Annotated in this window: 21 protein-coding genes and 1 tRNA gene; 8 read left to right on the top strand and 14 right to left on the bottom strand. The window is 72.1% G+C overall.

Going from position 1 to position 24,937, the window contains the following annotated elements; translation table 11 throughout:
- Positions 1-16 precede the first annotated feature (16 nt).
- Genes pknB through ACIBJE_RS19070 form a run of 7 tightly spaced genes read right to left on the bottom strand, consistent with a single transcriptional unit; the run spans position 17 to position 8,996 of the window.
- The gene (gene pknB / locus ACIBJE_RS19100; protein ID WP_396750019.1) at positions 17-1,837 is read right to left on the bottom strand and encodes a Stk1 family PASTA domain-containing Ser/Thr kinase; all 1,821 of its coding nucleotides are present in this window, start codon (positions 1,835-1,837) and stop codon (positions 17-19) included.
- Positions 1,834-3,270, bottom strand: a complete 1,437-nt coding sequence (locus ACIBJE_RS19095) for a protein kinase (RefSeq protein WP_396750017.1) — start codon at positions 3,268-3,270, stop codon at positions 1,834-1,836. Before ACIBJE_RS19095 ends, pknB begins: the two co-directional genes overlap by 4 nt.
- A gap of 3 nt (positions 3,271-3,273) precedes the next feature.
- Positions 3,274-4,785: a peptidoglycan D,D-transpeptidase FtsI family protein gene (locus ACIBJE_RS19090; protein ID WP_396750015.1), complete on the bottom strand. Its 1,512-nt coding sequence runs from the start codon at positions 4,783-4,785 to the stop codon at positions 3,274-3,276.
- A complete protein-coding gene (locus ACIBJE_RS19085) occupies positions 4,782-6,269 on the bottom strand; it encodes an FtsW/RodA/SpoVE family cell cycle protein (protein ID WP_396750013.1) in 1,488 nt (495 codons plus the stop codon). Before ACIBJE_RS19085 ends, ACIBJE_RS19090 begins: the two co-directional genes overlap by 4 nt.
- A 28-nt stretch (positions 6,270-6,297) precedes the next feature.
- Positions 6,298-7,716, bottom strand: coding sequence for a BofC C-terminal domain-containing protein (locus tag ACIBJE_RS19080; RefSeq protein ID WP_396750011.1), 1,419 nt, complete (start codon positions 7,714-7,716; stop codon positions 6,298-6,300).
- Positions 7,713-8,201, bottom strand: coding sequence for an FHA domain-containing protein (locus ACIBJE_RS19075; RefSeq protein WP_088981322.1), 489 nt, complete (start codon positions 8,199-8,201; stop codon positions 7,713-7,715). The genes ACIBJE_RS19080 and ACIBJE_RS19075 overlap by 4 nt, the downstream gene beginning before the upstream one ends.
- Positions 8,202-8,207: 6 nt before the next feature.
- Positions 8,208-8,996 carry a DUF3662 and FHA domain-containing protein gene (locus ACIBJE_RS19070; RefSeq protein WP_088981323.1) on the bottom strand — a complete coding sequence of 263 codons (789 nt, stop codon included), beginning with the start codon at positions 8,994-8,996 and terminating at the stop codon, positions 8,208-8,210.
- Positions 8,997-9,207: 211 nt separating this feature from the next.
- Here ACIBJE_RS19070 and ACIBJE_RS19065 point away from each other — a divergent pair.
- The 3 genes from ACIBJE_RS19065 (at position 9,208) to ACIBJE_RS19055 (ending at position 11,278) form a co-directional block, all read left to right on the top strand.
- Positions 9,208-9,293 (top strand) — tRNA-Leu (locus ACIBJE_RS19065).
- 111 nt (positions 9,294-9,404) lie between these two features.
- Positions 9,405-10,478: an NAD-dependent epimerase/dehydratase family protein gene (locus ACIBJE_RS19060; RefSeq protein ID WP_396750008.1), complete on the top strand. Its 1,074-nt coding sequence runs from the start codon at positions 9,405-9,407 to the stop codon at positions 10,476-10,478.
- On the top strand, positions 10,475-11,278 hold the full coding sequence (locus tag ACIBJE_RS19055; protein ID WP_396750006.1) for a WecB/TagA/CpsF family glycosyltransferase: 804 nt from the start codon (positions 10,475-10,477) through the stop codon (positions 11,276-11,278). The genes ACIBJE_RS19060 and ACIBJE_RS19055 overlap by 4 nt, the downstream gene beginning before the upstream one ends.
- Before the next feature lie 55 nt (positions 11,279-11,333).
- Here ACIBJE_RS19055 and ACIBJE_RS19050 read toward each other — a convergent pair whose 3' ends face one another.
- Positions 11,334-12,887 (bottom strand): S8 family peptidase, encoded by a 1,554-nt coding sequence (locus ACIBJE_RS19050; protein WP_396750004.1) that lies wholly within the window; start codon positions 12,885-12,887, stop codon positions 11,334-11,336.
- 210 nt (positions 12,888-13,097) lie between these two features.
- On the opposite strand from ACIBJE_RS19050, the gene ACIBJE_RS19045 reads away from it, so the two are divergent.
- Positions 13,098-13,712 carry a hypothetical protein gene (locus ACIBJE_RS19045; RefSeq protein WP_396750002.1) on the top strand — a complete coding sequence of 205 codons (615 nt, stop codon included), beginning with the start codon at positions 13,098-13,100 and terminating at the stop codon, positions 13,710-13,712.
- Here the strand turns inward: ACIBJE_RS19045 and ACIBJE_RS19040 are convergent.
- The 3 genes from ACIBJE_RS19040 to ACIBJE_RS19030 all read right to left on the bottom strand — a co-directional run bounded on the left by ACIBJE_RS19040 (position 13,680) and on the right by ACIBJE_RS19030 (position 15,422).
- On the bottom strand, positions 13,680-14,087 hold the full coding sequence (locus ACIBJE_RS19040; RefSeq protein ID WP_377657929.1) for a hypothetical protein: 408 nt from the start codon (positions 14,085-14,087) through the stop codon (positions 13,680-13,682). The genes ACIBJE_RS19045 and ACIBJE_RS19040 overlap by 33 nt on opposite strands.
- Positions 14,088-14,349: 262 nt before the next feature.
- On the bottom strand, positions 14,350-14,571 hold the full coding sequence (locus ACIBJE_RS19035) for a DUF397 domain-containing protein (protein ID WP_396750000.1): 222 nt from the start codon (positions 14,569-14,571) through the stop codon (positions 14,350-14,352).
- Positions 14,541-15,422 carry a helix-turn-helix domain-containing protein gene (locus ACIBJE_RS19030; protein ID WP_396749998.1) on the bottom strand — a complete coding sequence of 294 codons (882 nt, stop codon included), beginning with the start codon at positions 15,420-15,422 and terminating at the stop codon, positions 14,541-14,543. The genes ACIBJE_RS19035 and ACIBJE_RS19030 overlap by 31 nt, the downstream gene beginning before the upstream one ends.
- Before the next feature lie 702 nt (positions 15,423-16,124).
- On the opposite strand from ACIBJE_RS19030, the gene ACIBJE_RS19025 reads away from it, so the two are divergent.
- Positions 16,125-16,412 carry a hypothetical protein gene (locus ACIBJE_RS19025; protein WP_396749996.1) on the top strand — a complete coding sequence of 96 codons (288 nt, stop codon included), beginning with the start codon at positions 16,125-16,127 and terminating at the stop codon, positions 16,410-16,412.
- Between the two features lie 99 nt (positions 16,413-16,511).
- Complete coding sequence (locus tag ACIBJE_RS19020; protein WP_396749994.1) at positions 16,512-16,967, top strand: hypothetical protein; 456 nt, start codon at positions 16,512-16,514, stop codon at positions 16,965-16,967.
- On the opposite strand, the gene ACIBJE_RS19015 is transcribed toward ACIBJE_RS19020, so the two are convergent.
- Positions 16,936-17,727, bottom strand: a complete 792-nt coding sequence (locus tag ACIBJE_RS19015) for a PASTA domain-containing protein (RefSeq protein WP_396749992.1) — start codon at positions 17,725-17,727, stop codon at positions 16,936-16,938. The genes ACIBJE_RS19020 and ACIBJE_RS19015 overlap by 32 nt on opposite strands.
- A 215-nt stretch (positions 17,728-17,942) precedes the next feature.
- On the opposite strand from ACIBJE_RS19015, the gene ACIBJE_RS19010 reads away from it, so the two are divergent.
- On the top strand, positions 17,943-19,394 hold the full coding sequence (locus tag ACIBJE_RS19010) for a hypothetical protein (RefSeq protein WP_396749990.1): 1,452 nt from the start codon (positions 17,943-17,945) through the stop codon (positions 19,392-19,394).
- Positions 19,395-19,403: 9 nt separating this feature from the next.
- On the opposite strand, the gene ACIBJE_RS19005 is transcribed toward ACIBJE_RS19010, so the two are convergent.
- Positions 19,404-20,882: a glutamate--cysteine ligase gene (locus ACIBJE_RS19005; RefSeq protein WP_396749988.1), complete on the bottom strand. Its 1,479-nt coding sequence runs from the start codon at positions 20,880-20,882 to the stop codon at positions 19,404-19,406.
- A 522-nt stretch (positions 20,883-21,404) separates the two neighbouring features.
- Here ACIBJE_RS19005 and ACIBJE_RS19000 point away from each other — a divergent pair.
- Entirely contained in the window at positions 21,405-21,944 is a 540-nt protein-coding gene (locus ACIBJE_RS19000) for a MarR family winged helix-turn-helix transcriptional regulator (RefSeq protein ID WP_396749986.1), read from the top strand.
- Positions 21,945-22,255: 311 nt separating this feature from the next.
- On the opposite strand, the gene ACIBJE_RS18995 is transcribed toward ACIBJE_RS19000, so the two are convergent.
- Positions 22,256-24,835 (bottom strand): ATP-binding protein, encoded by a 2,580-nt coding sequence (locus ACIBJE_RS18995; RefSeq protein ID WP_396749984.1) that lies wholly within the window; start codon positions 24,833-24,835, stop codon positions 22,256-22,258.
- Positions 24,836-24,937 lie beyond the last annotated feature (102 nt).

Here is a 24,937-nt window from a genome sequence, read left to right as displayed (position 1 = left end):
GCGGGGTCCGTGGGTGTCAGTCCCGGCGGGAAGCCTCGTCGCGGGGCGGCGCGGTCGGGAACGGCAGGCCACCACCGCCACCACCGTCGGTCGGCGTCGGCGTCGGGTCGGGCGTCGCCGGGGGCGTGCCACTCGGGTCCGGCTCGGGGGCCGGCCGGCTGACCGTGATGGTCACCGTCTGCCCCCGGGCCAGCGAGGTCCCGCCGCGCGGGTTCTGGCCGGTGACCTTGCCCGCCTCGTCCTCCGGCACCTCCGCGCCGTCGCGGACGCTGACCCGGTAGCCGGCCTCCTCCAGCTCCTCCCGGGCGTCCTCCTCGCTCTCGCCGAACACGTTCGGCACCTCGCGGACGTTGCCCCGGGACACCTCGACGACGACCTTGCCGCCCTCCTCGACGGGCTTCCCGGACGCCGGGGTCAGCTTGACGACCAGGCCCTCGGGCTCGTCGCTGTTGACGTCCTTGCGCTCCACGGTGAGCTTCAGCGCCTTGAGCTGCGCCTCGACGTTCTCGAACTTGGAGCCGATCAGGTTGCCCGGGATGGTGACCACCGGCTTGCCGCCGCAGATGTGCAGCGTGACCGTCCCGTTCTCGCCGACCTCCTCGCCGGCCGGCGGCTCCTGCCGGAAGACGGTGTCCTTCTTGCAGTCGCTGCTGAGCACCCGCTCGCCCACCTGGGACCGCAACTTGGCGTTGGTCAGCTCGGCGGTCGCCTCCTGCTGGGTCTTGCCGTGCAGGTCGGGCACCTGGACGGTGGTCTCCCGGTTCTGGAGCAGGAGCAGGCCGGCGACCAGGGCGATCACCGCGAGCACGCCGAGGCCGGCGAGCATGGCGATCACCCACGACGAGGCACGACGTCGACGCGGGTCGCCGACCCGGGCGGGAATCTGCCGGGTCTGCGCGGCGGTCGCCGCAGCCGGGAAGGCCGCCGCCGCGGGTGCCGGTCCCATCGCCGCCGTCTCGTCCTCGCGGAGCACCGGCGTGGCGGCCACCGGACGCCCCGCGGCGGCCCGGAGAAGGTCGGCCCGCATCTCCCCGGCGCTCTGGTACCGGTTGAGCGGGTTCTTCGACAGCGCCTTCAGCACGATCGCGTCGATCGGCGGCGTGACGTCCGGGTTGATGTCGCTCGGCGTCGGCGGTGCCTCCCGGACGTGCTGGTACGCGACGCTGACCGGGCTGTCCCCGACGAACGGCGGGTGGCCGCAGACCAGCTCGAACAGGACGCAGCCGGCGGCGTAGACGTCCGACCGGGCGTCCACCGCCTCTCCCCGGGCCTGCTCGGGGGAGAGGTACTGCGCGGTGCCGATCACGGCGCTGGTCTGCGTCATCGTGGTCGCGCCACTGGCCAGTGCCCGGGCGATGCCGAAGTCCATCACCTTGACCTGGCCGGTCAGGGTGAGCATCACGTTGCCGGGCTTGATGTCCCGGTGGATGATCCCGTGCCGGTGGCTGAACTCCAGCGCCGCGCACATGTCGGCGGTGATCTCCAGGGCCCGGCGGGGCTGGAGACGGCCCTCCGCGCCCAGCACCTCCTTCAGGGTCCGCCCGTTGACGAACTCCATGACGATGAAGGGCAGGGTCTCGCCGGTCGGGGCGGTCTCCTCGCCGGTGTCGTACACGGCGACGATGGCGGGGTGGTTGAGCGAGGCGGCGTTCTGCGCCTCCCGGCGGAACCGCATCTGGAAGGTCGCGTCGCGGGCCAGGTCGGTGCGGAGCATCTTGATCGCGACATCCCGGCCGAGCCGCAGGTCACGACCGCGGTGTACCTCGGCCATACCGCCGTAGCCGAGGAGCTCGCCGACCTGGTACCTGCCACCCAGCAGGCGGGCCTGCGCAGTCATCGCGTCTGTCGTCCTTCGCTCGTCGTCGTCCCGTCGCCACCCGGCACGGGCAGTCCCATCCGACGGTACGACGACGGGGCACCGTCGTCATCTCCGCTGGCCGTCGGCACCTCGGACATCACGTTCGGTGACCGGAGCAGGCCGGCCGAACTGGCCGTCGAATCATCGGCCTGCAACCTGTAGGAAATCACGCCGGAACAGATCAGAACCAGTACGGCGAGCGCGATGACGACCAGAACGGTCCGGGCGCGCGGCCCGCTATCCGGCGCGAACGATGGGCCGGGTTGGTGAGCGTACCCGACCGGGCGCGGCGGAGCCGACGGGACGGGGGCCGCGCCCCGGGGATAGCCGGGAGCCGCCATCGGCTGATGCGACGGGGTGACCGGCGGCGCGGTGACCGGGCGGTGCACCATCGGCGGGGCGGGGCGGGGCGGCGACACCGGCACCGAGGCGGCCGGACGCGCCACTGCCGGCGGCCTGGCCTGCGACGGCGGTACCGGCGGCCGGGGGTGCTGCCGCTGCGGCGGCGGGACCTGCGCCCGGGCCGGCGGGGTGGCCGGCGAGGACGGGGCGGCGGAGATGGGCCGGGCCCGGCCGCCCGGTCGGTTCTGGTGCGCGAGGGCGGCTTTGACCTGCCGGGCCGCGCCGGCCAGGGCGGCGGCGCTCGGCCAGCGGGCCGCCGGGTCCTTGGCCATGGCCCGGTCGACGAGTGCGCGGACCGGCGGGGGGATGTCCGCCGGGAGGGGACGCGGGGTCTCCCGGACGTGCCGCATCGCGATCTCCAGGGGGTTGTCCCCCTCGAACGGCCGGCGACCGGCGAGGCACTGGTAGGCGACCACCCCGAGGGCGTAGACGTCGGAGGCCGGGGTGGCCACCGCGCCCGCTGCCTGCTCGGGGGAGATGTACGAGGCGGTGCCGAGCACCGAGCCGGCGGCGGTGAGCTGGCCGACCAGTTCCGAGCGGGCGATGCCGAAGTCGGTCAGCACCAGGGTGCCGTTCGGCCGGACCAGCAGGTTGCCGGGCTTCACGTCGCGGTGCACGATGCCCTTGCCGTGCGCGGCGTGCAGGGCGTCCGCGGCCTGGGCCACCAGCGCCATCGTCCGGGCCGGGGTGAGCCGACCGACCCGGTTGAGGGTCGCCGAGAGGGCGTCCCCCTCGACGTACTCCATGATCAGGAAGGCGATCTGCTGGTCGCTGCCGAAGTCGTAGATGTCGACCACGCCGGGGTGGTTGATGGTCGCCATGGTGCGTGCCTCGCCGCGGAACCGCTCGGCGAACCCCGGCTCGTCCAGCAACGCGGGAAGCAGGCTCTTGACCGCGACGACCCGGCCGAGCACCTGGTCGGTGCCGCGCCAGACGTCACCCATGCCACCGCTGGCGATCCGCTCGTCGAGACGGTAGCGGTTGCCGAGCTGGACGCCGGGGCTGAGCATGTGTCACCGCCCTCCGGGGTCCGCGATGGCCGCCCGCATGATCTGCCCGGCGATCCGGGCCGCCTCGGCGCTGCCGCCTTCACCTGCCGACTCCAGCATGACGCAGACGGCGGAAACCGGCTTGCCGTCCTTGTCCAGGGCGAAGCCGATGAACCAGCCGTGGTCGTCGGTGTTCTCGCCGGCCTGCGCGGTGCCGGTCTTGCCACCGACGGTGTACCCGTCGATCCGGGCGTTACGACCGGTGCCCTCGGCCACCACGTTGACCATCATGTCCCGCAGGTCGTTGGCGACCTGACCGCTGACCGGCTGCCGGAGCTGCTTCGGGTCGGCGGTGTAGTAGTTGGTCGTCCGGTCCGGACCGAGCAGCTGCTGGACCAGGTACGGCCGCATCTGGCTGCCGTTGTTCGCCACTGCGGCGGCGATCAGGGCACCCTGCAACGGAGTCATCCGGACATCGAACTGACCGATCGACGACTGGGCCAGCCCGGCCGGGTCGTCACCGCCGTCCGGGTTCTTGATGTCGCCGGTGCGGCTGGCGACGACCGTCAGGCCCGCCTCGTCGAGGTGGCCGATGGTCAGGTCCTCCTGCTCGAAGCCGAACTGCCGGGCCTTCTCCTTGATGGTGTCGGCTCCCAGTCTGACGCCGAGCTTGGCGAAGCCGGTGTTGCACGACTCGGTGACCGCGTTCATCAGGGTCACCTCGTCCTCCGGGCAGATCGACGGGGCGGCGTTGCGGATCGGCGTACCGGAGGTCGGGGCAGTGTAGCTGGGGCCGGCCGGGATGGCGGTCTCCTTGGTGACGCCGTTCTCCAGCGCGGCGGCGGCCACCACGATCTTGAAGGTCGACCCGGGTGGCAGCGTCTCGCCCAGCGCCCGGTTCCTCAGCGGCCCGTTCGGGTCGCCCTCGAGTTTGTTGTACGCCGCGGACGCCTCGCCGCCGTTGTGGCTGGCCAGCGGGTTCGGGTCGAAGCTGGGCATGGAGACCAGGGCCTGGACCGCACCGGTACGTGGGTCCAGCGCGATCGCCGCCCCCTTGGTCGCGCCCACCCGGTTGTCGGCCAGCTGGGTGAACGCCGTGTCCTGCGCCCGCTTGGAGATGGAGAGCAGCACGTTGCCGCCGCCGGACGGTTCGCCGGTGACCCGGAGCATGTCCCGGAACCGGTCGGCGAAGAGCTGGTCGCTGGTGCCGGCGAGGAAGTCGTCCTCGGCCCGCTCGATGCCGGTGTCCCCGAGGTTGACCGGCTTGTAGCCGAGCACGTGCGCGTACTTCGGCCCGGCCGGGTAGGTCCGCAGGTACTTCAGGCTGCCGTTGGTCTCCTTGCTGGTGGCCACCGGGGTGCCGCCGGCCTCGATGTTGCCGCGCTTGCGGTCGTACTCGGCGACCTGGACCCGGCCGTTGTAGTCGCTGGTGCGGTACTCGTCGGCCTTGTACGCCTGAATCCAGTTCAGGTTGAGGAAGAGCAGGCCGAACAGGATCATGACGACCACGCCGACCCGACGGAGCGGTGCGTTCACGGGCGGATCACCTCCGTAGGGGCGCCGTGGAGCTGCTCGGGCGGGTTGCCGCCGCCCGGTCGGGCGGCCGGCCCGCCGGAGACCGGACGCCTGCCGGCGTCCGAGATCCGCAGCAGGGTGGCGATCAGTAGCCAGTTCGCCATCAGCGAGGAACCACCGGCGGAGAGGAACGGCGTGGTCTGACCGGTGAGCGGGATGAGCCCGCTGATCCCACCGACGATCACGAAGACCTGGAGCCCGAGGGTGAAGGCGAGACCGCCGGCGAGCAGCTTGCCGAACGAGTCCCGGACGGTCAGGGCGGCCCGCAGCCCGCGCTGGACGATCAGCAGGTAGACCACCAGCAGGGCGGAGAGACCGAACAGGCCGATCTCCTCACCGATGCCGGCGAAGATGAAGTCGTTCTGCACCTCGGGCAGCACGTCCGGGGCACCGCCGCCGGGCCCGGCCCCGAACAGGCCGCCGGTGCCGAGCGCGAGCAGCCCCTGCACCAGTTGGTAGCCGGCGTCGGTCGGGTCGGCGAACGGGTCGAGCCAGATCTCCGCCCGGTCGTAGAAGTTGGCGAACGGGCCGCCGATCGTGCTGCCCAGCAGGTAGGCGATGTAGACGCCGCCGAAGAAGAGCAGCAGGCCGATGATCAGCCAGCTCACCCGTTCCGTGGCGACGTAGAGCGTCACCACGAAAAGGCCGAAGTAGAGCAGCGCGGTGCCCAGGTCCTTCTCGAAGACGAGGACCAGGAGGCTGAACATCCAGACCACGACCACCGGACCGAGGTCCCGGCCCCGGGGGAAGTCGATGCCGAGGAACCGCCGGCTGGCCAGCGAGAGGACCTCACGCTTGCGCACCAGGTAGTAGGCGAAGAAGACCAGCAGGGCGAGCTTGGCGAACTCACCGGGCTGGATGGAGAAGCTGCCGATCCGGATCCAGAGCTTGGCACCGTTGATCTCGGAGAAGCGGCCGGGGAGCACGGCCGGGATCATCACCAGCACGATGCCGGCGAGCCCGAGCGTGTACGCGTACCGGGAGACCGAGCGGTGGTCGCGCATGAGCGCCAGCAGCCCCGCCGCGAGGATCACCGAGACCAGGGTCCAGGCCAGCTGCCGCCCGCCGGTGCCGGCGAAGATCGCCAGGTCGGCCCGCTCGGCGGCCGGCGCGTCGGCCAGGTCGAGCCGGCGCAGGAAGCCCACGCCGAGGCCGTTGAGCAGCGCCACGGCGGGCAGCAGGGCCGGGTCGGCGAAGGGCGCGAGGAAGCGGATCACCACGTGCAGGCCGAGGAAGACCGCGGAGAGCGCGACCGCAGGGATCCAGAAGTCCCCGGTGACCTCGTCGAGCACGTTCGCCTCGACCATGCCCCCGTACGCGGCGACCAGCACCATGGCCACCGCGAGCAGGGACAGCTCCGCGTTACGCCGGGCACGGGCCAGGCGTACGCCGGGCTGCTCGCCCGTCGTGCCGGGCGAGACTGCCGGAGTGGCCTGGGCGGTCACGGTCGGATCCTCGGGGTCGGGCCGGCGCTCACTCGGGCGACCGACATCCCGCCGGTTCGAGGACCGACGGAACCGTATCGGTGGGCAGGGCGTCCGGGGTCGGGGTGACGCTCGGCACGGCCGAGGGCGTCGGGGTGACCCGGGCACCGGCGGCCGGGCTGGCCTGGGTCGGCGTGGGCGTCGGCGTGGTCACGCCGGGGGAGGCGGTGGGGCTCGGCGGACAGATCGGCTTCAGGTTCGGGTTGGCCGGGTCGTCATCGGTCAGCTCCGCCAACCGCCGGGTGGCGTCCGACTCGCTCTTGGCCTGGATGCCCTGCTTGACCCGCTCCTGGGCGGCAGGGGTGAGGTCCTCCAGGTCTGCGGCACTGGTGCGGTGGACGTTGGAGAGGTCGAGGCCGGCGATCTGCCCGGGCACGCCCTGGAAGACGGCGAGCTGCCCGTCGTCCGTGGCGCCGACGTAGTACTGCCGCTGGGTGTAGCTCCAGCTGGCGAAGAGGCCGCCACCGAGAATGGCGAGCAGGACGACCAGCAGCAGCGCGGTGCGGACCGGCCGGTGCCGGCGGCGCTCGGGCTCGTCGTCGCGGTTCGCCGAGGGCTCCTCGGGAACCGACGGCCGGGGCGCGTTCAGGGCCGAGGCGCGGGCCGCCGGGGTGGAGACGTCCGCCGAGGTGGCCATGCCCCGGTCGCGGGCCGCCGCGCCGCCGACGATCGGGCTGGCCTCGACGATGTCGTGGTCGGTCGCGTCGGCGATGATCACGGTGATGTTGTCCGGCCCGCCGCCGCGGAGCGCCAACTGCACCAGCCGCTCGACGCACTGCTGCGGGTCGGTGTACTCGCGCATGGTGTCCGCGATGGTCTCCGCGCTGACCACGCCGGAGAGGCCGTCGCTGCAGATGAGGTAACGGTCGCCGGGGAGGACCTGCCGGACGCTGTACTCCGGGTCGATGTCCCGGCCGTCCAGAGCGCGGGTGAGCAGCGAGCGCTGGGGGTGGCTGCTCGCCTCCTCGGCGCTGATCCGGCCCTCGTCCACGAGCATCTGGACGTAGGTGTCGTCCTTGGTGACCTGGGCGAACTCGTTGTTGCGGAGGAGGTAGGCCCGCGAGTCGCCGATGTGCACCATGCCGAGCTTGGTGCCGGAGAAGAGGATGGCGGTGAGTGTCGTGCCCATCCCCTCCAACTGGGGATTGGCGTCCACCGTGTCGCGGAGCTGCTGGTTGGCGGTGTCCACGGCCTGTCGCAGCGCGTCGACGAGCGCGTCCCCGGGGACGTCCTCGTCGAGCGGCGCCATGGCACCGATGACGATGTTGCTGGCGACGTCACCGGCGGCCATGCCGCCCATGCCGTCGGCGACGGCGAGAAGCCGCGGTCCGGCGTAGACGGAGTCCTGGTTACCGTCTCGGATCAGACCGCGGTCGCTGTGGGCCGCATAGCGCAGGGTCAGAGTCATGGCCGTAATTCGAGAGAAGTGCGGCCGATCCGGATCGGCACGCCGAGGGGGACGGGGGTTGGTCCGGTGACCTTAGCGCGATCCAGGTAGGTGCCGTTAGTCGAGCCGAGGTCCTCCACGAACCACTGCCCGTCACGGGGCAGCAGCCGGGCGTGCCGTGCGGAGGCGTAGTCGTCGGTGATGACCAGGGTGGAATCCTCCGCCCGGCCGATGGTGATGGGCGCTTCGCCCAGGGTGATCCGGGTGCCGGCGAGCTGCCCGGCGGTGACCACGAGCTGGTGGGCGGCCCGCCCCCGCTTGACCTTCGCCGGCTTCGCCGCCGCCTGGTTGGTGGCGGCACCGACCGCGCGGGGGGCGGCCACCAGCCGGCCGGAGCGGGCCCCTGCGAAGAGGTCCCGCCGGATCACCCCCACCACCGTGAACACGAAGATCCACAGGAGGATGAGGAACCCGAACCGGGCGACGGTGATGACGAGTTCGGGCAAGGCGGGTCAGCCGTCCACGCGGAAGGTCAGGGTGGTGGTGCCGAGCTGGATCATGTCACCCGGGTTCAGCGCGACGGCGGAGACCCGCTGACCGTTGACCATCGTGCCGTTGGTCGAGCCGAGGTCGGTGAGGACGACCTGGCCACCGTCGAAGTCCAGCCGGGCGTGCCGGCGGGAGATGCCGACGTCGGGCAGGCGCAGGTTGGCCTGGTCGCCCCGGCCGATCACCGTCGAGCCCATCTGGAGCGGGTAGGTACGGCCGTCGCCGGAGACCAGCCGGACGTTACGCGCGCCACCGTGGCCGGGGGGCGGGCCGTAGCCGCCGCCCTGGTCGTACGCCGGGTATCCGGGCGGACCGGCGTCGTAGCCGGGCGCCGACACCGGGGCCACCTCGCCACCGGTGTACACCTCGGCCGTGACCCGGAACATGCCCGTGTCCAGCCCCTCGCCGCGCTCGATCTCGACGATCACGTCGCCGTAGACCGTCCACGCCTGCTCGCCGATGAACTCGGCCTGCGACTGGGCCAACTCCTGGGCGAGCGCGGCGGCGTACGGCGCCAGCCGGCTGTGGTCGTACGGCGAGAGATCGATCACGTAGCGGTTGGGCACCAGAGTGCGCCCACCAGCCAGGATCGCCTTGTGCGCCTCAGCTTCCCGCTGCATGGCGTTGAGGATCTCCACGGGGTGGACTACACCCTTGAAGACCTTGGCAAAGGCTCCCTCGACCAGGCCTTCCAGACGCTTCTCGAAGCGTTGCAGCACGCTCACCGGCTCCTCCTCGGGTCCCGAGGACATGATGGTATCCGGCCGTCGCTCGCGCAGCTCACACGCCGCTCGGCCGTCTGCTGTCGGCCCGTTCGGACGGGCCCTTTTCGTCGTGCTACTCTTCTCCCCGCCACGAACGGTAACCGATCGTGGCAACGGCCGGGAGCACGTACGATGTTCGCGCCACCCCCACTGACAACAGCGAGGGCGGCACGCATTAGGGTGATCCGGGTCATGCCACGGGGAAGTGGCGGAATGGCAGACGCGCACGGTTCAGGTCCGTGTGCCCGAAAGGGCGTGAGGGTTCAACTCCCTCCTTCCCCACCAGAAGTCAAGGGCTCCGCAGCTGCGGGGCCCTTGCTGCGTCCAGAGGACGGCACGGACCGTCACGTTATGCTCCGATGGTTTATCTGCCCCCTATGACCCGTGGAGTGGCGTGTGAGTGTCGCGGTGGTGACCGGTTCGGGCGGTCTGATCGGCTCGGAGGCGGTTCGGCACTTCGCCGGTCTCGGCCTCCACGTGGTCGGCATCGACAACGACATGCGGCAGGAGTTCTTCGGCGCGGAGGCGTCCACCGCGTGGAACGTGCGCCGGCTCGCCGACGACCTGGGCGGGGCGTACTCGCACCACGGCATCGACATCCGCGACCGGGACGCGCTGGCGGCGCTCTTCCGGCGCTACGGCCGCGACGTGGTCGTGGTGATCCACACCGCCGCACAGCCCTCGCACGACTGGGCGGTGCGTGACCCCTTCACCGACTTCGACGTCAACGCGGCGGGCACGCTCAACGTGCTGCAGAACGTCCGCGAGCACTGCATCGACGCCCCGGTGATCCACTGCTCGACCAACAAGGTCTACGGCGACCGGCCGAACAGCCTGCCCCTGGTCGAGCGGGAGACGCGCTGGGAGATCGAGCCGGGCCATCCGTACGAGCAGGGCATCCGGGAGGACATGTCGATCGACTCCTGCCTGCACTCGATCTTCGGGGCCTCCAAGGTCGCCGCCGACGTGATGGTCCAGGAGTACGGCCGCTACTTCGACATGAGGACCGCATGCTTCCGCGGCGGCACGCTGACCGGCCCGGCGCACTCCGCCACCGAGCTGCACGGCTTCCTCGGCTACGTGATGCGCTGCAACATGGAACGCCGGACGTACAAGATCTTCGGCTATCAGGGCAAGATGGTGCGCGACGCCATCCACAGCTCGGACGTGGTCTCGGCGTTCGAGGCGTTCTTCCGCAACCCGCGCTCGGCGGCGGTGTACAACCTCGGCGGCGGCCGGCACTCGAACACCTCGCACCTGGAGGCGTTCGCGCTGGCCGAACAGATCACCGGCCAGGCGATGATCACCGAGTACGTCGAGGCGAACCGGGTCGGCGACCACAAGTGGTGGATCGGGTCGAACGAGGCGTTCCAGCGGGACTACCCGGACTGGAAGCAGGTCTACGACGTACCGATGATCCTGCGCGAGATCCACGAGGCCAACGTCGAGAAGTGGGTGCCGCAGTCATGACCTCCCGCAAGCGCAACGTGCTCGGTGTCCTGGTGGACGCCACCGACTACGCCGCCGCCACCGAGGAGGTGGTGCGGGCCGCGCACGAGCGCCGACCGCTGGCGCTCACCGCGCTGGCCGTGCACGGCGTGATGACCGGCGTCCTCGACCCGGCGCACAACGCCCGGCTGAACTCCTTCGACGTGGTCACCCCGGACGGCCAGCCGGTGCGCTGGGCGCTCAACCTGCTGCACTCCGCAGGCCTCACCGACCGGGTCTACGGGCCACAGCTCACCCTGCACGTGCTCGCCCGCTTCGCGGCCGAGGGGCTGCCGGTCTACCTGTACGGCTCGACCGAGGAGACCCTCGGCCGCCTCATTCCGGCGCTGGAGCGGATGTTCCCCGACCTGAAGCTCGCCGGGGTGGAGCCGTCGAAGTTCCGCCAGGTGCAGCCGGGCGAGGACGCCGAGATCGCCGACCGGATCCGGGCCAGCGGGGCCCGGCTCGTCCTGGTCGGGCTGGGCTGCCCGCGTCAGGAGATCTTCACGTACGCGATGCGTCCGCTGCTGGACATGCCACTGATGGCGGTCGGCGCGGCCTTCGACTACCACGCCGGGCTGCTGCGCACGCCGCCGCCGTGGATGCAGCGGGCCGGGCTGGAGTGGTTCTGGCGGCTGGGGCTGGAGCCGAAGCGGCTCTGGAAGCGGTACGTCATCCTCAACCCCGCCTACCTGGGTCGTCTCGCGGCGCAGAAGACCGGCCTGTGGAAGGCCCGCCCGCCGGCGCCGGCCACCGAGCGCCCGTCGAGCTTCACGGTCTGACCGACGCACACGCGAGGGGCCCCTCCGGTCGGAGGGGCCCCTGCGGTGGTGACGCCTAGACGGTCAGCGTCCAGGTGTTGATGGTGCCGCTGTCGTTGCGGAAGGCGTCCCGCACCTGAAGCTTCCAGGTGCCGTTGGCCGCCTCGCTCGCCAGGTTCGCCGTGTAGGTGGCGATGACGTTGTCCGCACCGTCGAAGAAGCTGCTGTTCTTCAGCCGGTACGCCGTGCCGTCCGGGGCGATCAGGTCGATGACCAGGTCACCGCGGAAGGTGTGCGCGATGTTCACCGCGACGGTCGAGCTGGCCGAGGCGGCCCGGTCGCAGCCGGCGATGGTGATCGAGCTGGTCGCCGTGCCCGGGTCCGGGATGGCCACGTCGGTGTCGTTGGTGACGGTGCAGCCGGTCGGCGGGTCGACGGGGCCGCCGCCACCCTCACCGACGTAGAGCAGCTTGTTCGGCGAACCGGCGCCCGGGTTGGTCACCACGCCGTTGGTGGCGTCGTTGACCAGCTTGTCCCGGACCTGCTGCGGGGTCCAGGTCGGGTTGGCACCGAGCACCAGGGCCGCCGCGCCGACCACGTGCGGGGTCGCCATCGAGGTGCCGCTGATGTTGTTGGTGGCGGTGTCGCTGGTGTTCCAGGCCGAGACGATCGACGAACCCGGCGCGAAGATGTCCAGGCAGGTGCCGTAGCTCGAGAAGGACGACCGGGCATCGGTGTTGGTCGTCGAGCCGACCGTGATGGCCTCGGTGGTACGGCCCGGCGAGCCGGTGCAGGCGTCGTTGTTGCTGTTGCCGGCGGCCAGACCGTAGGTCACGCCCGAGGCGATCGAGTTGCGGACCGCGGTGTCGAGCGTCGCGTTGGCGCCACCGCCGAGGCTCATGTTGGCCACGGCCGGCTTCTGCGCGTTCGCGGTCACCCAGTCCACGCCGCCGATGACACCGGCGTTGGTGCCGCTGCCCTGGCAGTTGAGCACCTTGACGGCGACCAGGTCGACGCCCTTGGCGATGCCGTACGCCGTACCGCCGACGGTGCCGGCGACGTGCGTGCCGTGCCCGTTGCAGTCGGTGTTGTTGCTGTCGACCGTGTTGGTGCCCCAGGTCGCCCGGCCGCCGAAGTCGGTGTGCGTGGTCCGGATGCCGGTGTCGATGATGTAGGCGGTGACGTTGTCCGCCGTGCCGGGGTACGTGTACGAGTTGTCCAGCGGCAGCGCCCGCTGGTCGGACCGGTCCAGGCCCCACGACGGCGTCGGGGCCTGGGTGGCGGCGATGCTGACCGTGTGGTTCTGCTCGACGTACGCGACGGCGGGGTCCGCCGCGATCCGGGCTGCGGTCTTCGCGTCTACCCGGACCTCGAAACCGCGCAGCGCGGCGCTGTAGGTCCGGGCGACCTGGCCGCCGTGCTTGCCGACCAGCCTTGTGGCGGTGTCGCGCACCGTGGTCTGCGCGACCATGGCGTCCTTGAACACCACGATGTAGCTGTCGGCCACGGCGGTGGCACCGCCGGCCTTCAGGATGCTGCCGACCGGCTCGGCTGCCAGAGCCGGCGTCGCGGTCGCCGCCATCGAAACGGCAGCCACCCCGACCAGAATCGACCTGCGTGGGAGACGCATCTCCCTACCTCCCCTCCGACCGGCACACCGTCCCCCCACTCAGGGAGATAGAAGATCGCCGATCAAGCTGAGGCTAGGCCGCCGATGCCGTTCAACGAAACATATCGAAGTATCAATAACTTGATCGGATGGCCCCTACGGGGGATTCCGTCGACGAACCGGGGGCGGGTCCGGATTCGGCGAGCCGCCGAACGGGAAAGGCTGTCCGGTATGGACAGCCACCTCGTCGCCCTGCTGCCCGTCGCGGCGGTCTGGGGCGCCGCCGGTCTGATCGCCGACGGGCTGCCCCGGCTGGACCGGGTCCACACCCTCCGTCGGCGTAGCGGGTGGTTGATCGTCCTGAGCCTCAGCGGCCTCGGCCTGATGGCGTCGGTCGCGCTAGCCGGCCTGGGCACCGCCGGCCCCACCCGGGCCGACCGGGCCGCCGCCGGGCTCGCGCTGGCGGTGCTGCCCGCGTTGGTCGTCGCCGGCAGCACCGTACGCCGACTGCACCGACTCCGGGCCGGTGCCGGTGCGTTCGCCACCGCGCCCCGGGTACCCGTACCGCCCGGCCTGCGGGCCCACGCGGCACATCCGCTGGTCGGACTTCCCCTTCAGGTCACCGGCCTGGCGATGATGCCCGCCGTGGTCGCCGCCGGCACCCCACTCGGCGGGCCGGCCCTCACCCTGGGCCTGCTCGGCATCGCGGTGATCGGGGTACGGCACGCGCTGCGGCACAGCCGACTCGCCACCCGAGCGTTGCCCGGCGCCGGCGGACCGGCCACATCGGCCGGCACGGAGGCTGTGACGGGTTCAGCGACCGCGACCGCCACCCTGCACGTATAGCAGCTCCAGTATCGCCCGGGTCGCCTCGAACCAGCGGTCCAACCAGCCGGGTGGCGGCACGCTGCCCCGGGGCGGCAGCTCCAGCAGCAGGCCGCGCAGAAGCGGATGGTCCGCGAGCGCCTCGCTGGGCTCGACCGGCCACCCGGTGGGCGGGAACGACGGCTCGGTGAGCGGGTTGGTGTCCAACGACGGCAGGGAGAGCGGCCCGGCCTGGTCGGGCGGGACGGCGCTGCCGCTCTCCCGGCTCCCCAGGTCGGAGTCGGTGGAGACCACCTCGGTGAGGACGGTGTCCCGGCGGGCACCACGGTACTTGCCGCCGAACCGTTCCGGCTTGCCCGGCCCGTTGGTGAGGTTCTCTGATCCGATCGTCGTCATCCGTCCACCTGCCTCGCTCGGTTGCGGATCCGCCCTGGCCGACCGCTCGGCCGGCCGATGACGAGAGGTACAACGAGGTGGGACGGAAGTGGCGACGGGTTCCGGGGCACCGTCGCGGGACCCGGACCGACGGCGGACACGACGAGGGCGCGGCCCCCCGCCCGGCCTGTCGCCGGTGCGGGGACCCGCGCCACACTGTCACACCGGGTGGTGGTGGAGGCCCGACCGGAGCCGGTCCTCCACCACCGCCACGCCAGGCGGTTCAGCCGCGGCCGAACCCCTCACGCCTGGTGCCGCCGACGAAGGCGAGCCAGTCACCGGGGGCGAACACCAGGGCAGGCCCGGTCGGGTCCTTCGAGTCACGGACCCCGACCGCCCCGGTCACGAACGCCACCTCCACGCAGTTGTCGCAGTTCGGCCCGCTGCGCGAGCTCTTGAACCACGATGCGTGCGTCAGGTCTGCGGGGACCCTCTTGGTCGCCATTTCCACAACGGCTCCTCTGCCAGTTCTGCGATGTGTGCGATGGACGCCTCCGGTCGCATGGCCTGGGTTCGAATCTGGTCGAAGATGTAGTTGTAACGCTGAAGCTCGTCGCTCTTCTCGAGGAAGAGCCCACCCATGGCATTCTCCGCGTACACGACATCCGGATCACCGGGCTCGGGGAAGTCGAGGATCGTGAACGACCCGTCCATGGCCGCATGAGCCCCGACATGGAAGGGCAGCACCTGGATGGTGACGTTCGGCAGCTCGGCCAGTTCCACCAGCCGGGCCATCTGCGCACGCATCACCTCGTCACTGCCCACCGGCCGGCTCACCACCGCCTCATCGAGCACCACCCAAAGATCGATCGGAACGTCCCGGGTCAGTAACGAGTGGCGGTTGGAACGGACACGCACCCGTCGGTCCACCTCGTCGGCGGGCATGTCGGGACGGGCGAGTTCGATCATGGCTCGGGCGTAGTCGGCGGTCTGGAGCAGACCCGGCACCACCTGCTGCTCGTACGCCCGCATCGACCCGGCGGCATCCTCCAGCCCGACGTACGCCCCGGAGAGCACCGAACTGTACGGGTGCCACCAGCCCCGCTGGCGCGCCTCCCGGGCGATCTGCACGAGCTCTTCGCTCTCGGCCTCCGACACCCCGTAGATCGCGAGCATGTCCCGCACGTCGCGTGGGGTGACCGAGGTGTGGCCGGTCTCGATGCGCGAAACCTTCGACGCCGAGCACTCCAACCGGTCGGCCACCGCCTCGATGGTGATCCCCGCACCCTCCCGCAGCCGGCGCAGTTCCGCGCCGAGCCGGCGACGCCGGATCGTGGGGCTCCGGCGCTCACTCACCGGGCCGCCCCCTTCCCCACGGCCCTACGCCCCACCGACCCGCTCCTTCGACGCGGTGTCCCGGTCCATGTCGTACGGCATCGGGGCTCGCAAGCACTTCTCGCGCTCACCGGGGTACCTCCGGTCGATCGCGCCCGTACTGGCTCGCCCGCCGAGGGCGCGACCGTCGACCGGCGGGCGATCGTTCGCGGCGGGGGATGGTTGCGGTCATCAGCCGGCCGCGGCGGCAAAAAAACCGGCGTCCAGTGTGCCGGTTCCCTGACCACGGCATCAAGCGTCGACGATCGAGGGCGTCCGGCGGGCCGAGCGTACAGGTATCGGCAAAAGTCGACGTGCAACTTGCATGTGTCCGGCCACTCGTGCAGTCTGTCCGCATGGCTCGGGTTACTCACCGTTTCGATCTGGTTCCGCAGCGCGGTCAGCGCGTTGCGGGTGACTGGGACGGATCCCGCCCGACCAGTACAAACAGAACCGCCTCCGGGGTAAGGACCTCGCCGCTGGACGCCTGTCGGCTTCGGCGACGGGAGCGGTAACCGGAAGCATCGGGTGTTGGTCGGGCGCGACTCGCCACAGCGGGCACGGTCCGACCAACCCCGCCTCATCATGCCGATCCGCGCCAGCGGCACCACCGCGTCCGGGCCGGTCTCCCCGTTCACGCCTTCCGCCGGCCTGCTCGCCGGCCGATCCCTCACAGGAGCCGATGTGCTTCCCCGCTCTGGTGACGTACTGCACGTGACTCGTGCGGCGAGTGTGCAGTTTCGCCGGTCGATTCTGTTCCGCGTGATCCGTGTGTTGGACTGGCCGGCCTTCGACGGCTGGCTCTGGCTCGACGGCTACGAGCTGAACGCGGCGGGGGACGCGGTCAGCCGAAGATCCATCTTCGTGCAACGCGCCGGTCTGGTGCGGGTACAGGCCGCGCCCGACCCCCGGCCGCACACCTTCCGGGCCGCCCGACGGCCGGCGGCCAGGACCCCGGTCCACGTGGGCTGAGCTGGGCGTTTCCGAGGTACGGGGTGGGCGGCGCCGATAGACTGGACGGGCCCACCCCGGCAGGTGAGAACCCCGCACGTCCCGGACCCTGACCCTGGGATGACCATGATCAACCGCACCGCTGTCCGTCGACGCTCCCTGTCCCGTGTCAGCTACGCCGTTGGTCTGCTCGTCCTGATCGGGGTCGCGACCGCGCTCGTGGTCGTGGTCCGGGTGCCGGCTCACTCCACCACCCACCTGACCGCTCCGCTCCCACCGGGTCCGTCCGCTCACGGCGTACCCCCGGCGGTCGGCGGCGGACATCCCGAGGGCCACCGGCCCGGGGTGGGTGGGGGGCAGCGGATCGACGTGCCCTCCCCGCCGGCCCGGTCAGAGCCGCCGGACGACACGGTCACCGAGGCCGGTCGCCTGGCTCGGGCACGGAGTGCCGGACCGGGCGCGCCGGGCGACGCGGCGGAGACCCTCCACCGGTCCCTGGTCCTCTCCGGCCTGCTCGGGCTGACCATCTCCCTGACCGGTCTGGTCATCGTGGGGTCACGCCGCCGGATGTGGTGACCGCTCGTCCGGTCGCCCCGGCGGCCGGGGTACGGGTGGCGGTCGGCGTGGGGTCCGGGGTCGGCGAGGGGTCCGGGGTCGGAGAGGGCCCCGACGGGCGGGGCTCGCCGCCCTCGGAGACGACCAGGGTGACGTCGGTGTTGACCGGTACGCGCTCGCCCGCCCGCGGCTCGGTCCCGATCACCGTCCCGACCGGCCGGTCCGACCGGCGCAACTCCGACCGGTATCCCAGCCCCAACCGGTCCAGCGCGGCCTCGGCCACCGAACGGGGCAGCCCCACCAGATTCGGCATGGAAACCCGGGCGGTCGCCGTCCCGGTGCTCGACGGGGTCGGCGGTCCGGTCGTCGGCGGCCCCGCACTGGGCGACGGCAGCGGCGCTCGCGGGGTCGTTCCACTCCGCACGATCAGCCACAGGCCGAGACCCAGCGTGGCGAGGATCGCCAGTGCCACCGAGGCCACCAGGATCGGCATCCACCACCGCCGGTCGCCCTGCTCCTCGACGTACCACTCGCCCGGGGCCTCCGCCTGCCTGGGCGGCGGAACCTCGGCTCGACCGGACCAGGCACCGGTCGCCGGTCGTGCCCGGACCGGCTCGCCGGTCGGCGTCGGCGGTCCCGCCATCGGCTTCCGGCGCCCCGCCGGTGTCCCCTCCGTGCCGTTCCGACGCTCTGGTGGTGGGCGGCCGTCCGACGGCGGGACGGGTCGTGAGCCGTTCTCGGGGACCTTCCCGGTCCACGACTCCTGGCGGTCGTCGCTCATGCCACGTCCTTCCCGACCGGGTGGACATCCGGCCCGCAACACTCCGGACTGATTACTTAACGGCGACAAGCCGCAAAAGGTGAGGTACTGACCGTTCTGTCGCCCGGGCGGCGGGCCACGCCCACCCGTCGGACTGCGGTTCCACCGCCCCGAGGTGCCCTTGTTCCCGGGCCACCAGGTCGCCGGACGGGCTGCGGGACGTTACGCTGCCCGGCATGGCCGTACGGGGCTGGGGAGGAACGCTGGCGACCGCGTTCGGTATCGCCGCCGGTACGGGTGCCGCCCAACTCGGCTTCGGGTACGGGCTGGGCATCATCAGCTGGACGCCCCCGGACCCCGGGGCCGACGGGTCGCCCGGGACACTCTGGGCGGCGGGTCTGGGCTGGGCCACCTGGATCGCGGCCACCTCGACCATCGCCGGGGCGGTGGGGGCGCAGCGCCTCGCCCGGCGACCCGTCGCCGGTGCCCATGCCCGGGACCGCCGTCCGGGCGGCATCCCGTCCGCCCTGGCCGCAGCTGTCGGCGCGCTGGTGACCGTACTACTCGTGGCGGTACCGGCCCGGGCGGCCGTCCCGACCGACACGACCGCGCCGCAGGCCATGGCCGCCGCGTACACCGGGGCGGGCCTGCTGGTCGGGTTCCTCGTCGCGATCTGGGCCCAACGCTCGCCCCCGGCCGCGGCCAACATCTTCGCCAGCATCGGCTGGCTCTGGTCGCTCGCAGTGGTCGCGGTCGTCGACGGGGTGCTCGCGGGTCGCGGGACGGCCACCGCCCAACTCGGGTTCTGGCAGCTCGCCACCGACCGCCCGGGGATCCGGGCCGGTGACCACCTCTCCTGGCTGGCGGTGGTGCTGTCGCTCGGCTCGGCCCTGGTCATCGGCGCGCTGGCGGCGCGGCGGGCCGCCCGGTCGACGTACCGGCGCGTCGGGGCGGCGGCCTCCGGGGCGGCGGGGCCGCTCCTGGTCGCCGTCGCCTACCTGTTGACCGTCCCCCGGCTGCCCGAACTCCGCGCCGAGCAGCTCACCGCGCAGTTCGTCGCTGCGTACGCGGTGGTCACCGGGATCGCCGGCTCGGTCCTGGTCGCCGCCCTGGCCCAGCGACGGGACGCGGCGACCGCCGCCCCGGCGACCGGCTCCGAGGTCGACGCCGCACCGATCGCCGACGCCGCAGTCGTTGACGCCGCAGCGACCGCCGACACGGCCGATGCCGAGGCGGGCACCACAGCGGCCGATGCCGAAACAGGCACCACAGCGGTCGATGCCGCCCGGACGTCTCCGGGCGGCGGGAGTGCCGGCCCGGATCCGGCCGGTGCCGGCACCGTGCTCCCCGCCGCCGGCCCGGGTCCGGCCAGCTCTGCTCCGGCTCCCGCCGACGTCGGGGCGGGCGTACCCGCCAGCGCGGGCACCGCCCCGGACGCCGACGCCGGCACGGCGCGCCGTCGCGCCAGCAGGTCGACGTCGAGGGTGCCCCGGCCGCGTCGGGGCGAGCCGACCGCCGGCCCCGGGTCCGGCCCCGGGGCGACCGGGTCGGCCGACGCCCCCGACGGGTCCCCCGTCGAACCCGACCACGCCAACCCGGACGAGGGCCCCGGAACTCCCCCCGCCGCCGGACCGGCGGCGGAGCCTCGGGCGCGGGGCCGCGCCGCGAACCGGCGGCCCCGCGACTGACCGACGGCCTCAGTCGACCGGCCAGGTGTGCACCGGCTCGTTGGTGCGTTGCAGTTCGGCGTAGCGCCGGACCATGTGGTGCAGCGCCGCGGCGCGGTCCATGCCCCGGTGCCGCTCCGCCGCCCAGACCGTCTCGGTCTGCCAGACCGCACCGTTGCGGCCGGTCCGGCACCGCTGCTCGATGATGCCGAGCAGCCGGTCGCGCTCTGCCGGGTCGACACCGAACCGGTCCAGGCCGGTCGCCGCCTTCGGCAGCAGTACGTCGAGCACCAGTTGGCTCACCGGTACGTCGCCCAGTCGGGGCCAGTGCAGTACCGCGCCCATGCCGCGCCGGGCGGCGGCGTGGAAGTTCTCTTCCGCCGAGCTGAAGGTGAGCTGGCTCCAGATGGGGCGGTCGGACTCGGCGAGGCCCCGGGCGAGCCCGAAGTAGAAGGCGGCGTTGGCCAGCATGTCCACCACCGTGGGACCGGCGGGCAGCACCCGGTTCTCGACCCGCAGGTGCGGACGGCCGTTCATGATGTCGTAGACCGGCCGGTTCCAGCGGTAGACGGTGCCGTTGTGCAGGCGCAGCTCGCTCAACGTCGGAACCCCACCGGCGTGCAGCACGTCGACCGGGTCCTCGTCGTCGCAGATGGGCAGCAGCGGCGGAAAATACCGGACGTTCTCCTCGAACAGGTCGAAGATGGAGGTCACCCACCGTTCGCCGAACCACACCCGGGGGCGCACCCCCTGGGCTTTCAGTTCGTCCGGTCGGGTGTCGGTGGCCTGCTCGAAGAGCGCGATCCGGGTCTCGGCCCAGAGTTGACGGCCGTACAGGTAGGGCGAGTTCGCCCCGACCGCGACCTGGACCCCGGCGATGGCCTGGGAGGCGTTCCAGTAGTCGGCGAAGCTGTCCGGGGCGACCTGGAGGTGGAACTGAAGACTGGTGCAGGCCGATTCCGGGGCGATCGAGTCGGTGTGCGTCTGCAACCGCTCCACACCCCGGATGTCGAGTTCGATGTCCTCGCCCCGGGCCCCCACGATCTGGGCGTTGAGCACCCGGTAGCGCTCGTCGGTGGAGAGGTTGTCGGCCACCAGGTGCCGCTCGGTCAGGGTCGGCAGGATCCCGACCATGACGATGGCGGCGTCGGACTCCGCCGCCCGCTCACCGGCCCGGCTCAGGCTGCCCCTCAGGTCCTCCTCGTACTCGGTGAAGCCCTGCCCGCCGATCAACCGGGGGTTGGCGTTGAGTTCCAGGTTGAAGCGGCCCAACTCGGTCTGGAACAGCGGGTCGGCGATGTCGGCGAGGATCTGGTCGTTCCGCATCGCCGGCTCCGCCGCCGAGTCGACCAGGTTGAGCTCGATCTCCAGTCCGGTCATCGGGCGGTCCGCGTCGAAGCCGAAGTCGTCGAGCATCAGCGCGAACACGTCCAGACATCGTCGGACCTTCTGCCGGTAGCGGACCCGGTCCTCTCGGGAGAAGGCGCCCTGCGCGACGTCTCTGCCCATCTGTCCTCCCGGCGCGAGGCGCGGTCGACGCGGTCCGAGGGGACGGCCGGCGACAGCGCGTTGTGAACTTCCACGTTAGGAGCGCCACCCACGCCGGGACCAGCGGTCGCGGCCCGTGGTCGACACGAACCGCTTCCATGGTCCGGCGGGAAGGCGTCCGCCGTATCCCTACCCGGTCGCGGCCGGCACGGCACAGGACGATCAACGAGCAACCCGTGACAAATCGCACCCGCCCCGCCGCACAGGACCTGACCCTCCGGTACGGCCACCCTACCTTTTATCCACAGGTGTTGATGCCTTGGAGTCGCCCGAGGCGTTCCGCCCGGCCGTGCTCGACCAGCGGAATCCAATCCACTTGTGACCTTGGTCCAGCATGGTGGTGTCGCGCGACGAAATGGCCGCCCCCGGGCGTCCAACGGGTACCGGCCCGGATCAGGGACCCCGGCCATCCGGGCGCTTAATTGCATTAACAGCTGTCCGCTACGCAGAATTTTCCTCGTCAATCACTGTTAGGATGCCCGAGTGACCAAGAACGTCTCCGACGACCCCCGGATCACCGCCGTCGGCCTTCTCGTCGAGGCACATGCCGGCCTGTCGGCCCGATTCGCTACGCAATACGAGGAAAACGGCCTTTCCGCTGTTGAATTCGAAGTGCTCACCCGACTCGCCCGGTCTCCGGGAAACCAGCTGCGGATGACGGATCTGGCCGCACAGACCTCGCTGTCCACCAGCGGTGTGACCCGGGTGGTGGACCGGATGGAACGCGACGGGCTGCTCTGCCGCCGGGCCTGCCCCTCCGATCGTCGCAGCTCGTACGCCGTGGTGACCCGGTCGGGCCTGGACCGACTCAACGAGACCCTGCCCGGCCACCTGAAGATCATCGAGCAGTGGTTCACCGGCCAGCTCGAACCGCAGGAACTGGAGGCGTTGCTGCACGCCCTGCGCAAGGTCCGCGACGCGGTGCACCCGGGCGCCACCGCAGGCAGTCAGGCCCCCGATCCCGGCGCCAAGGAAACGGCGGATTCGGAGCATTCCGTTGTCCGTTCCGGACGGCGACGCTAGCGGAACTGCGTCGGGTCGCACGGTCGGTGGCAGCGGGGGCGCGCACCGGCAGAACGACCGGCAGAATTGACCGATGCCCACCACCTTCCCGGAGGAAATGGACAACCGCGTCGAAGGGTGCCCGCTAACCTTCCATCAGCGGGGATACCGGGGGGTGACGGCGCGAGCGATGAGCGAGGGGTAGCACCACAAAGGGGGCTTCTTCGCTCGCGCCTTCCCGGACGATTGCCAACCACCGGACACCGTCCGCCCACCGCCAAACAACCGGAGACCGGGCAGGCCGGCGACCGGTTCGGTGCGTGGCACCCGCTTCAGGAACGGGCCACCGTCAGGGCGTAGAGCAACGCTTCCTCCTGTGGCAGCAGCCGGATCCCGCTCTCCTGGCAGACCTTGTCCAGCCGATCGAGCAGTGCGCCTTCGCCGGTGCTCGCGGCCAGTCCGACCAGCGCCTCGACGGCACCGCGTCGTCCCCGGCCGGCCGCCTCCGCAGCCGCCGCAAACCACTCCGCCGCCACTTCCCGGTCCCCCCGGTGCAGTGCGATGGTCGCCTCCAGTAGCGCGGAGAAGCCATCCTCGACGCGGTCGGAGCCCCACTGTGCCGGTACGGTCGCCCGGAGTTCCGCCAGCACCTCACCCGCCTCGGCGAATCGCCCGTCCTGTGCGAGTGCGAGTCCCACCGTGCCCAGCGCCCGGCGGCGGTGCCCCGGCTCGCCGAGTTCCACGAGCGCCGCGAGGGCACGCCGCCCGTGCTCGACCGCGTCGGCGTACCGGCCCTCCAGCCGGGCCAGCTCGGCCAGGTCCGTCCGGCCCAGCACCCGGATCCGCTGCTCCCCGCACTGGCCCGCGAGCCGGTCGACCGCAGCCAGCCGCCGCCGCGCCGCAACCAGGTCACCGGCCCGGACGTCGTGCCAGGCCAGGCTGCGCTGGGCGACCGCCATGTCACGTGGCCGGTCGTGTCGCCGGGCCATCACCAGCATGGCCTCCGCCTGCTCGCGGGCCTCGTCGTGCTCGCCGGCGCAGATCAGGAGCGTGCAGAGGACGCCCCGCGCGTCGAGCTCCCCGGCCACGTCCCCGAGGCGTCGGAAGACCGCGAGCGCGTCCCGGGCCGCCGGGACGTCCACCGGGTCGACGCCGTGCACCGCGGTGAGCCGGGCCAACGCGAGCGCCGCCGACGCCCGTACCGCCGGATCCGCGTCGGCGGTACGGGGATCGGCCAGCAGCCGGCGCAGCAACTGCCGCCCCGCCCCGTCCCGCCCACGCAGTCGCAGCCAGCGGGACAGGCCCGCCGCCAGACGTAGGGCGGTGTGCGGATCGTCGCCGGAGGCATGGCTGAGCGCGGCCACGATGTCACTCGTCAGCTCGTCGAGCCGGTGCAGCGCGCCGATCATCGTGGGGCCGGTCAGCTCCGGTTCGGCACGGACCACCAGCCGTAGGACGATCTGCGCGTGCCGGCGTCGGACGCCGGTCTCCTCGCCGGCCGCCACCAGCTGTTCGGTGGCGAAGTCCCGCACCGCGTCGAGCAGCCGGAACCGGAGCGACCCGGTGCCCCGGACGCTCAGCAGGCCCAGTTCGAGGAGACGGTCGAGCAACGGTACCGGGTCGGCGGACGCCTCCGTCCCGTTCCCGGCGAGCATCTCCTCGGCCAGGCCGACGGACCACCGGTTGCGGAAGGCGGCGAGGCGGCGCAGTGCCGCCCGCTCGTCCGGTGCCAACAGGCGGTAGCTGGTGGCGACCGCCTCCCGCAGGGTCACCGCGACCGCCTCTCCGGGATGCGGTGGTGGGGCCAGGTCGAGGACCCGGTCGCCGTACCGGTCGAGCAGTTCGTTCAGGTCGAGGATCCGGCCCCTGGCGGCCATCAGCTCGATGGCCAGCGGCAGGCCGCCCAGTCGGCGGACCAGGGCGGCGAGGGCGGGCAGTTCCTCCGGGGCGGGTGGCTCCCGGCGCACCTGCGCCAGGCGGGCGGTGAAGAGCCGCACCGCCGGGTACCCGGCCAGCGCCTCGGGGTCCGGCCCGGTCTTGTCGTCTGGTGGCACGTCGAGCGGGGGCACCGGCCAGACCCGCTCACCGGGCAGGCCGACCGGGTGCCGGCCGGTGGCGAGCACCCGCAGCTCGGGCAGGGCCCGGGTCAGCTGCTCCAGGGCCTCGGCCACCGCCTCCGGCGCCCGCTCCACCGCGTCGACCAGGAGCAGTGCCGGAACGCCGGTGAGCCGGGCCACCAGATCGGCCGGCCCGGTGACGCCGAAGACCGCCGCCGCCGCAGAGAGCACACATCCGGCGTCGGAACCCTCTCCGACCAGTACGCCGGCGATTCCGCCGGGGTACCGGTCGGCCACCTGGCGGGTGACCGCCAGGGCGAGCGCGGACTTTCCGACCCCGGCCAGTCCCACCAGACTCACCACGGACGTCCGGTCCCGGGCCAGCAGCCGGGTCAGCTCGGTGAGGTCGTGGTCCCGACCGATCAGGTCGACCGGGGGCGGCAGGTCCACGGACAGTCCGCAGAGCAGGTCGGTCTCCTCGGATCCGGAGCGGGCGACCGGCACGGAGGGCGTCGGGGCGACGGCGGCCGGAGCGATCCCGGCCGGCGGGAGCACGGCGGCCGGCGGGGCGGCCTCCTCGGCCGCTTCGGTCGGCACCCGGCCACGGGCGGCGGCCCGGAAGGCGGCCCGGTCCGGACCGCTCAGCGCCAGGGCTTCGGCGAGCAGGTCGACGGTGGTCCGCTGGGGTCGCGACGACCGGCCTCGCTCCAGGTCACGCACGGTGCGTACGCCGATTCCGGCCCGGGTCGCCAGCTCGGCCTGGGTGAGGCCGGCGGCGAGCCGGTGCCCGCGCAGCAGTGCCGGCAGGACGGCGTCACCGGCCGAACTCCGCGAACGACCATGATCGGGAGTCATGGGCAGGAAGAGTACGGACAGGGTGCGACGTTCGACAGCCGACCGTCGTGCTGCCGACCGAGCACCACCGGATATCCGACAGTGGGAACTGATCCGATCAGC

Origin of the sequence: Micromonospora sp. NPDC050187 (assembly GCF_044459745.1) — a bacterium.
Taxonomy (GTDB): domain Bacteria; phylum Actinomycetota; class Actinomycetes; order Mycobacteriales; family Micromonosporaceae; genus Micromonospora.
The sequence above is the reverse complement of the archived record's forward strand: the minus strand, read 5'-3'. Positions and strand labels throughout refer to the sequence as shown.

What these genes read in the sequence shown, in the direction of transcription:
- ACIBJE_RS19040 (WP_377657929.1), bottom strand. Translation starts at nt 14,087, where the DNA reads ATGACGACGATCGGATCAGAGAACCTCACCAACGGGCCGGGCAAGCCG.
- ACIBJE_RS19010 (WP_396749990.1), top strand. Translation starts at nt 17,943, where the DNA reads ATGGCCGTACGGGGCTGGGGAGGAACGCTGGCGACCGCGTTCGGTATC.
- ACIBJE_RS19015 (WP_396749992.1), bottom strand. Translation starts at nt 17,727, where the DNA reads ATGAGCGACGACCGCCAGGAGTCGTGGACCGGGAAGGTCCCCGAGAAC.
- ACIBJE_RS19095 (WP_396750017.1), bottom strand. Translation starts at nt 3,270, where the DNA reads ATGCTCAGCCCCGGCGTCCAGCTCGGCAACCGCTACCGTCTCGACGAG.
- pknB (WP_396750019.1), bottom strand. Translation starts at nt 1,837, where the DNA reads ATGACTGCGCAGGCCCGCCTGCTGGGTGGCAGGTACCAGGTCGGCGAG.
- ACIBJE_RS19070 (WP_088981323.1), bottom strand. Translation starts at nt 8,996, where the DNA reads ATGTCCTCGGGACCCGAGGAGGAGCCGGTGAGCGTGCTGCAACGCTTC.
- ACIBJE_RS18995 (WP_396749984.1), bottom strand. Translation starts at nt 24,835, where the DNA reads ATGACTCCCGATCATGGTCGTTCGCGGAGTTCGGCCGGTGACGCCGTC.
- ACIBJE_RS19055 (WP_396750006.1), top strand. Translation starts at nt 10,475, where the DNA reads ATGACCTCCCGCAAGCGCAACGTGCTCGGTGTCCTGGTGGACGCCACC.
- ACIBJE_RS19005 (WP_396749988.1), bottom strand. Translation starts at nt 20,882, where the DNA reads ATGGGCAGAGACGTCGCGCAGGGCGCCTTCTCCCGAGAGGACCGGGTC.
- ACIBJE_RS19020 (WP_396749994.1), top strand. Translation starts at nt 16,512, where the DNA reads ATGACCATGATCAACCGCACCGCTGTCCGTCGACGCTCCCTGTCCCGT.
- ACIBJE_RS19045 (WP_396750002.1), top strand. Translation starts at nt 13,098, where the DNA reads ATGGACAGCCACCTCGTCGCCCTGCTGCCCGTCGCGGCGGTCTGGGGC.
- ACIBJE_RS19035 (WP_396750000.1), bottom strand. Translation starts at nt 14,571, where the DNA reads ATGGCGACCAAGAGGGTCCCCGCAGACCTGACGCACGCATCGTGGTTC.
- ACIBJE_RS19080 (WP_396750011.1), bottom strand. Translation starts at nt 7,716, where the DNA reads ATGACTCTGACCCTGCGCTATGCGGCCCACAGCGACCGCGGTCTGATC.
- ACIBJE_RS19050 (WP_396750004.1), bottom strand. Translation starts at nt 12,887, where the DNA reads ATGCGTCTCCCACGCAGGTCGATTCTGGTCGGGGTGGCTGCCGTTTCG.